The sequence below is a fragment of the Corynebacterium sp. HMSC056F09 genome, from assembly GCF_001815785.1.
Classification (GTDB): Bacteria; Actinomycetota; Actinomycetes; order Mycobacteriales; family Mycobacteriaceae; genus Corynebacterium; species Corynebacterium hiratae.
In genome coordinates this window covers 1-8,613 of record NZ_KV821948.1, presented here as the reverse complement: position 1 = coordinate 8,613, position 8,613 = coordinate 1, and the positions used below count along the sequence as shown (strand labels likewise).

Genomic DNA, 8,613 nt, shown 5'->3' with positions numbered 1-8,613 from the left:
GGCATCTTTGGGTCTAAAAACGCCATCTGCCCTGAATAAAAGGCGTTTTTAGCCGTGAAAACGCCTTTTGACTGATGCCTTTTGCCAGGCGCCTTTTGTCAGATGCCTCCAGCATCTCGATGGAGGCATGCAGACGTTGCGCGTTGTTAGGGGAGCGAAGAAGCTAGTCGCGTTTCGCGAAGATACGTGCAGCGTTCTACGGAAACGGTCGTTGTGACCCGACCTAGGTTATAGGCGGGTGAGCAACGTCGCTCTTGGCGCTGCCGTCGGCGCGCCGACGAAGGTGTCGAGTATAGTCGACACCCTTTGTCGGCTTGCGGTACTAGAAGCGCTTGAGCATCACGTGGGCATCCGGGCGGCCCGGGACGTCGATGTCGACGAAGCCCTCGGATTCATATAGCTTGCGGGCACCGCTGTTCTCCGGCTCAATCCACAGCGATACCGCAGGAGCCTCTTGGGCTTCGGCCAGGTCGCAGGTGTTGCGCAGGAGGCGTCGTCCAGCGCCGAGGCCCCTGTAGCGGGACTCCACAGCAATGAAGAGCTCGGGGATTTCCTCCGGATCTAGGTCGGTGGCCCACTGGGACTCATCAAAAGGATCTGCCTCGGGGTTGCCGGTGTAGGCGGCACCCTTCGCTTCAGTGGTGTAGTAGCGCAGCCACGCACCACCGACGGGAACGCGGTGGCTGGAGACTGCGATGACGCCGCCGTCGACATGGGGAGACCATTCATCGATGTACAGCCCTACGTCAGGTGTGTGGAAATCCCCGATATGGGCGTCCTCGTCACCGAGGACATCGGCGAGGAAAAGGAGACGGGAGAGGTAGGTACGGTCGTGCTCCTTGGCCAACCGTACGCCGAACTCGGAATCGTTAACGCTCATGCCTTTCGAGGCTACTTGATCTCTGAATTTAGCTACTCACAGAGTGGCTCGAGGGGCGTTGGTGGATTCTCTATGGTCCAGAGAAGAGTACTCGTGGCGGTGGTGTGGCGTGTAACTCGCGGGTTCAGTAACTCCTCGACTTTCAAGATCGAGCGGAAGGCGTGAATAGCCTCCCTGCGACGTCGTGAGCTTATGAATGGCTCATTGTGGGCCGCGCGGTTTCTGACGCGATTGATTCGCGCTAGATGTTGTTCGACTTCCTTGCGGCGTGTGTGCGGCTCAAATGCCTTGTGCAGCGCAGGAATCCACAACAATTGCTCATGAGCTGCGTCTGTTAAGTGGCGCCAGAATCCAAAGGGGAGCTCGGCGACTAAAGCTCCTGGACTGACATGCTTCGTATGATTGCGTCGCAGAGCTTCCGCTATTGATTGCCGGTTCTTATCGTTCGAATCTATTTGTACTCCGTCGCGCATTCGGTGGAGAGGTGCATTCACTGGTGACTTGGGATCTATAAGCCAATGCTGGTCCCCCAGCCACCACCGTTCCAAAACAGTGTTATAAGAGTTTCTGAGCAGAACTTCGGCGTGTGAGGCGTCGTGGAGAAATGCCATCGCGACGCTGATGTTCCATTCATATAGTGCTAATGCGGCTTCGCCGTCTTGATGAGCAGCATGAAGAAATGGCTCCCAGCGCGGTGTTGAGAGCCATTGCGTAATCCACTGGCTATCCTGATGCGCCACTGCTGCATCCCCCCGGAGCGACAAGTCAGCACCCCGGTAAGTAGTACTCAGCAGGTCAGTGACCCAGAGCAGAGCTCCACCGGGGTATCACGTCATAGAGTAATTAACTGTGCTAATCGAGGCAAGGTTTCTAGCAGTTTTGTACTGCTCTCTGTCGGCAGGGAAGCGTTAGCGAACTACTTGATCTCCAGAATCGGCTCGCCCTTGTTGATCTGCGTGCCGGTGGATACCTTGAGGTCGGTCACGGTGCCGGACTTGTGGGCCTTGACGGGGTTCTCCATCTTCATGGCCTCGAGGACGACGACGACCTCGCCCTCTTCCACTTCCTGGCCTTCCTCGACGGCGACCTTGATGACGCTGCCCTGCATCGGTGCGGTCACGGTGTCACCGGACACGCTTGCCGACGCCCCCTTGCCACGACGCTTCTTCGACTTCTTGCGCTTGCTACCACCGCCCAAGAGCAGGTTGCCCGGCAAAGCCACCTCGATGCGGCGGCCGCCCACCTCGACGACGAACTTCTGGGCCGCCTCCTGCTCTTCGTCCTCGGCTGCTTCGGCGGGGTCGACGTATGCGGGGAGCTCGTTAACCCACTCTTCCTCGATCCACTTGGTGTAGACCGTGAAGTTGCCGTCCTCGGCGGTGAAGGCGGGATCGGTGAGGATGGCCTGGTGGAAGGGGATAACGGTGGGAAGACCCTCGATGCGGTACTCGGCCAGGGCGCGGCGTGCGCGCGCGATGGCGGTGGCACGATCCGGACCCCAGACGATGAGCTTGGCCAGCATGGAGTCGAACTGGCCGCCGATGACGGAGCCTTCACGTACACCGGAGTCCATGCGCACGCCCGGGCCGGAAGGCTCGGAGTAGGTGACGACGGTTCCAGGAGCCGGCATGAAGCCCGCGGCGGCGTCCTCGCCGTTGATGCGGAACTCGATGGCGTGGCCGCGCGGGGCGGGGTCCTCGGAGATGGAGAGCTCACGCCCCTCAGCAATGCGGAACTGCTCACGCACCAGGTCGAAGCCGGTGGTCTCCTCGGTAACAGGGTGCTCCACCTGGAGACGGGTATTGACCTCGAGGAAGGAAATGAGACCATCAGCGCCGACGAGGTACTCCACGGTGCCGGCGCCGTAGTATCCCGCCTCGCGGCAGATGCGCTTGGCCGATTCGTGGATGGAAGCACGCTGCTCATCGGTGAGGAAGGGGGCAGGGGCTTCTTCGACGAGCTTCTGGAAGCGGCGCTGCAGGGAGCAGTCGCGGGTGCCCATGACGACGACGTTGCCGTGCTGGTCGGCGAGGACCTGGGCCTCGACGTGGCGGGCCTTATCCAGGTAGCGCTCGACGAAGCACTCTCCGCGGCCGAAAGCGGTAACGGCCTCGCGGGTGGCGGATTCGAAGAGGTCCTTGATCTCCTCGCGGGTGTGCGCGACCTTCATGCCGCGGCCACCGCCGCCGAAGGCGGCCTTGATGGCAACGGGGAGGCCGTGCTCATCGGCGAAGGCTTCGACTTCTTCTGCGCTGGCGACGGGATCCTTGGTGCCCGGTGCCATAGGAGCATCAGCGCGCTCGGCGATGTGGCGGGCGGTGACCTTGTCACCCAGCTCCGCGATGGATTCCGGGGACGGGCCGATCCAGATCAGGCCGGCGTCGATGACGGCCTGAGCAAACTCGGCGTTCTCGGAGAGGAAGCCGTAGCCGGGGTGGATGGCGTCGGCGCCGGATTTGGAGGCGGCGTCGAGAATCTTGCCGAAGTCGAGGTATGACTCCGCGGAAGTCTGGCCGCCGAGTGCAAAGGCTTCGTCGGCAAGCGTGACGAATGGGGCATCGGCATCGGGCTCGGCGTAGACCGCTACGGATGCAATGTTGGCGTCGCGAGCCGCGCGGATAACACGGACCGCAATCTCACCGCGGTTGGCCACGAGGACCTTGGTGATGTTCTTGGTTTCAACTGCCACGGCAGGAACCCTCCTCCATGATTTGTGATAGGACTGCGTACTATTCTTGCACACCAAAACATGAGGATACCTTCACATCTTGGTTTCGTGTCAAAAAATAAACCCGCACCAGCGCGGATGCGGGCTTATATCGGCGTGTTGCTAGCGCTCAACGGGCATGCGAACCATGTTGCCCCATTCTGCCCACGAGCCGTCGTAGACACGGGGTGCCTCGAATCCGAGCAGGTACTTGAGGACGAACCAGGTGTGCGCAGCCTGGGCTCCGACGTGGGAGTAAAGGACGGTCTCCGTTGCTGGCTCGAGCTCGCCGTAGTTGACCTTCAACTCGCTCAGCGCGCGGAAGCAGCCGTTCGGGTAAATCGCGCGGTCCCACTCGAGGTTGATGGCGCCGGGAATGTGGCCGTGGGTCATTGTGGTGCCGTAGGCGGACTCACCGGCCCCAGTCTTGTGGGCGGCCTCGCCACAGAACTCCTCTGGGCTGCGGGTGTCAACCACCGTGGCGGAGGAGTCACGCAGCTCGTCGACGAAAATGCGCGAGGATTCCTCGCGGGAAACCTCCGGGTAGGAGGAAGCAGAAGGCTCGGGGACCATGAAGGAGGTGTCGCGTTCTTCGGACATCCAGGCGTCCCGTCCACCGTCGAGAAGCCGCACGTCCTCGTGGCCGTAGAGCTCGAAGACCCACAGCGCGAAAGCAGCCCACCAGTTGGACTTGTCGCCGTAGAGGACGACGGTGTCGTCGCGCTCAATACCCTTGGAGCGGAGGAGTGCGGTGAAATCCTCTGCGCTGATAATGTCCCTCGCTGTGCTGTCGAGCAGCTCAGTTTGGACGTTGATGCGGATCGCGGTGGGGATGTGGCCGATGTCGTAGAGGAGTGAGTCCTCATCAACCTCGATGACGTGGAGGCCGTTGATGCCCAGTCGCGCGGACAGCCACGGTGCGGACACGAGGCGCTCAGGGTGCGCGTATTCCTGGAAAGGGGGATTCGGGTCGAATTCGGCCACGGTCCACCTGCCTTTCTCGTTGAGGGGGAACGTTCGGTTCAACTCTAGCGTGCTGGGCGGACATGTGGTCACGGGGGAGGCGTATTTGTGGTGTTGGATACATTTCTTCTGCAGTTAGCGCTGCTGCACGTTCACTGGTTATAACAAGCGTGCAGGTCAGCGGCCAAAAAGTGCGGTACGCTTGCTTTTTATGCCTTTTCGGGGGTGCTTTTCTAGGTGAGCGCGAGGGTCCAACCTGGGTTATTTTAAGAAGTGACACTCACTAACCCCCTAGTGGAAGGGAATCACTGTGCACAAAGCAATCGTCGTCTTCGAGGTTGAGGGCGGATCCGATAAGCAGATCAACGGACACCGTAAGGACACCATGCCGATCGTCGACTGCATCAAGGATGCAGGTTGGCACGCCGAGGTCGTGTTCTACCGCCCTGAGTGGTCCGAGAAGCTCTTCGAGTATGTATCGGAGAACTTCGATGCCTACATCTCCCGCGTGAACCCGGGCAACATCCCGGGCGGTGAGAAGGGCTACTTCGATCTGCTCACCAAGGTGTCCGAGGCCGGACTGGTCGGCATGTCCACCCCGTACGAGATGATGGCCTACGGCGCTAAGGATGCCTTGGTCAAGCTCAATGACACGGACCTGGTTCCGGCTGACACCGCCGCCTACTACGACGTCGAGTCCTTCCACAAGACCTTCCCGACCTCGCTGTCCTACGGTGAGCGCGTGCTCAAGCAGAACCGTGGCTCCACCGGCTCCGGCATCTGGCGCGTGCGCCTTGCCGACGAGAAACTGGCCGAGTCCGTCGAGCCGGGCATCGCACTGCCGCTCGACACCAAGATCAAGTGCACCGAGGCTGTGGACAACCACACTGAGGAGCGCGAGCTCGGCGAGTTCATGGACTTCTGCGACCAGTACATCGTGGGTGACAACGGCATGCTCGTGGACATGCGCTTCATGCCGCGCATTGTTGAGGGCGAGATCCGCATTCTTCTGGTGGGCCCGGACCCGGTCTTCGTGGTGCACAAGAAGCCGGCTGAGGGCGGCGACGCCTTCTCCGCCACCCTGTTCTCCGGTGCCAAGTACACCTACCAGAAGCCGGAGGAGTGGCAGGAGCTCGTCGACATGTTCGCTGAGGTCCGCCCGGTCATCGCTGAGAAGCTCGGTGGCGACAATATCCCGCTGATCTGGACCGCGGACTTCATGCTGGCTGACGGCGAGAACGGCGAGGACACCTACGTCCTTGGTGAAATCAACTGCTCCTGCGTGGGCTTCACCTCTGAGCTGGACATGGGCATCCAGGAGAAGGTGGCTGCTGAGGCCTTCAAGCGCGTGGAGGCCAAGCACGCCTAAGCGCGTTGCTGCGCACTAGTCTTTGAGCACAAGCTTGTGATTGTTCCCCCGCCTGCGGCGGGGGAACTGTCGTTTTCTGGGGCGTGTTCCCCAAGCCGCGCTGCCGGTGAGCGAGATCTCAGGTACGTTCGGAGGGGTAAAAATTACGCCAGTGTAGTGCTGTAGCGCGCTGCGAATTTCGATGATTCTCCGAAAGGTCTAACGAAAAATGACGAACCCCAACCAGTTTGGTGAGAACGGCGATAACAGCGATAACCACGTCAACGGTTCCAGCGGTGAGAACGCCGGGAACAACGGTTACGGCAGCTTCGGCGGTTACGATAACTCCCAGTCAGGCAACGATGACGCTGCGTCCGCGTGGGGTAGCCAGGCATCGAACTCCGGTTTCGGCTGGGGTGGCCAGGCAGGATACGGCGACTACTCCGAGGGCTCCGCCGACTCGTCTGGATTCGGTTATTCCGCTCCCCAGGGTGCGCAGCCGGATGCTGAGAATCGCGTCTTTGACGCGTCCGGTTCGGGCTTTAATGCGTCCTCCGATTCCGCCGCGGACTCGGCGTACGATTCGGCGAAGAACAGCACGGAGTCTGGCACCGAGCACGCTTCTGGTTCCTCTGTCCCTGCTTCCGAAACCTTCGGTGGGCAGGATTCCCAAGCCTCTCACGGTACCTTTGGCGCTTCCTACGGCTCCTACAATGCCGACAGCGACGCGGGTGCGGCGCAGAACTCGAGCGCCGAGCATAACTCTGGGGCCGATCACAACGCTGGCGCTGATCACAACGCTGGCGCTGATCACTCTGCGGACTCCGTGAACTCGAACCAGAGCTATGGCGGCCAGAACTACGGTAATCAGGGCTACGACAACCAGGGTTATGGCAGCCAGGGATTTTCTAACCAGGGCTATGGCTACGGCACCCCGTCGGAGTCGCACCAAGACCATGGCTTTGGTCAGCAGTCGGGAGAGGGCTTTGGAACCACGGCTTCCCACTCAACCTCCGGCTTTGGTGGCTACCCCCAACAGAACCAAGGATTTGGGGCACAAGGCCAGCAAGGTTTCGGCGCCCAAGAACAGCAGGCTTTCGGCACGCAGGATCAGCAGGGCTTTGGTCAGCAGAACAACTCGCCCTTTGCCGCCTCCCCGCAGCAGGACTACCCACAGCAGAATTCACAGGGCGGCAGCCCCTCCAAGGGCGCTGGCTTCTTCAAGGCGCTGTTTGACTTCTCCTTCAATGACTTCGTCACCCTGAAGTTCTCCTCCTTCATCTACCTGCTGCTCGTCATCGTGGCAGGGGCAGCATGGGCGGGAATGATCCTCTTCTCCTTCTTTGCTTTCACTGACAGCTTTCTCATCGGAATCTTGACGTTCCTGGGCGCTGTCATCGGTGGCGGAATCGCGTTCCTTTTCTACGTCATTCAGTTCCGTTTGATCTTGGAGTTCTTCGTGGCGAACATCCGCACCGCGCAGAACACCGGAGACCTTGTCTCTCAGGCGGATGGCGATAGCGATAAGGAATAGGTGGTCTCACGCGCTGCGCTTTTCGCAGACACGCTAATCCCGCGGCCTCACATTCGAGGTCCGCGGGATTTTTACATGTAGGAGGGGCTGTCTGAGAATTCCGGTAGCCACCACAGTTGGTTTCAGTCGTATGGTTCAGGTCAGATGGTTCATGTGCCCCCAAACAAACCATCTGTGGCCTCCTAGATGGTTTACTTGCCCCCAACTAAACCTTTTGAGTAGAACCAGGTGACTAGAACCATGTGCTTAATCCAGTAGCGTAGCGACGCACTCGGGGTCGGCATCGGAGAGCATCTGGCGGATGCGGTCATATTCTGCGTCCTCACCGATGGCCTTCGCGGCATGGCCCAGTGCGGCAATCGCGCGCAGTACGCCTTGGTTTGGTTCGTGAGAGAAGGGGACAGGGCCCCAGCCCTTCCACCCATTGCCGCGCAGGCGGTCGAGGCTGCGGTGGTAGCCGGTGCGCGCATAGGCGTAGGCGGTGATGAATGCGGTGGGCTCAGCGCCCTTGTTCTTGTCTAGTTCTTGCTCCGCCAGCAGCGCCCAGAGCAGCGGGGAATCTGGGTGGGCGACAATTCCCGCGGTGAGATCAGCGGTGCTGTCAGCACCCGGATCGGCGGGCAGATTGATGGGTGGGGGAGCGAGCATGTCTTTCATTTCCATGCCGCCCCACTCTAGCCATGTGGCAGTGAGGCCACCAGAGGGGGCGAGCTTGGATACGACTAGTCGAGGCTAAGGCTGGGGTCCGACTGGCGCCGCGAAGGCTTTGAAGCGTTCGTATACGTCATAAGGGTTACTCGAGAACTGGGAGGGAATTGAACTCGGTTGCTTTAGGTAGTGCGCGTAAGACTGAACCCGCCACTATCAAGCAAGAGATAACCGAGCACAGAACACATAGTGCCATGCTTGCCTGAAAACCAATTGCAGAAAGAAGAACGCCTGCGCTGGTGGAGGCGATGATTGGAAGTAGTCCCATCATTAGGCGTGCTCCTGCCGAGCACTTACCTATCTTTTCAGGGGGTGCAGATAACGCAAGTAGTCCACCAGAGTACGAGTTACATGCGATCGAGGGAATGACGATGAAAAATGCTGCGACTGCGATAAGCGGCCAATAATGGGAAAACACGAGAAGAAATATGTACCACATTAATGGCTCTTCCGGTTTCGGGGTGCGTAGCGGG

General features: G+C 60.0%; 6 protein-coding genes. 2 read left to right on the top strand and 4 right to left on the bottom strand.

Annotated elements, in window-relative coordinates; translation table 11 throughout:
* Nucleotides 1-322: 322 nt before the first annotated feature.
* The 3 genes from HMPREF3056_RS08960 to HMPREF3056_RS08950 all read right to left on the bottom strand — a co-directional run bounded on the left by HMPREF3056_RS08960 (nt 323) and on the right by HMPREF3056_RS08950 (nt 4,571).
* Nucleotides 323-880: a GNAT family N-acetyltransferase gene (locus tag HMPREF3056_RS08960; RefSeq protein WP_070754599.1), complete on the bottom strand. Its 558-nt coding sequence runs from the start codon at nt 878-880 to the stop codon at nt 323-325.
* Nucleotides 881-1,796: 916 nt separating this feature from the next.
* Complete coding sequence (locus HMPREF3056_RS08955; protein WP_070754598.1) at nt 1,797-3,569, bottom strand: ATP-binding protein; 1,773 nt, start codon at nt 3,567-3,569, stop codon at nt 1,797-1,799.
* Between the two features lie 141 nt (nt 3,570-3,710).
* Nucleotides 3,711-4,571 (bottom strand): sulfurtransferase, encoded by an 861-nt coding sequence (locus tag HMPREF3056_RS08950; protein ID WP_070680428.1) that lies wholly within the window; start codon nt 4,569-4,571, stop codon nt 3,711-3,713.
* A 289-nt stretch (nt 4,572-4,860) separates the two neighbouring features.
* On the opposite strand from HMPREF3056_RS08950, the gene HMPREF3056_RS08945 reads away from it, so the two are divergent.
* Entirely contained in the window at nt 4,861-5,919 is a 1,059-nt protein-coding gene (locus HMPREF3056_RS08945) for a Cj0069 family protein (protein ID WP_070754597.1), read from the top strand.
* Between the two features lie 208 nt (nt 5,920-6,127).
* Nucleotides 6,128-7,432, top strand: a complete 1,305-nt coding sequence (locus tag HMPREF3056_RS08940; RefSeq protein WP_070754596.1) for a DUF4282 domain-containing protein — start codon at nt 6,128-6,130, stop codon at nt 7,430-7,432.
* 246 nt (nt 7,433-7,678) lie between these two features.
* On the opposite strand, the gene HMPREF3056_RS08935 is transcribed toward HMPREF3056_RS08940, so the two are convergent.
* The gene (locus HMPREF3056_RS08935) at nt 7,679-8,095 is read right to left on the bottom strand and encodes a DUF3151 domain-containing protein (protein WP_070511468.1); all 417 of its coding nucleotides are present in this window, start codon (nt 8,093-8,095) and stop codon (nt 7,679-7,681) included.
* Nucleotides 8,096-8,613: the final 518 nt, after the last annotated feature.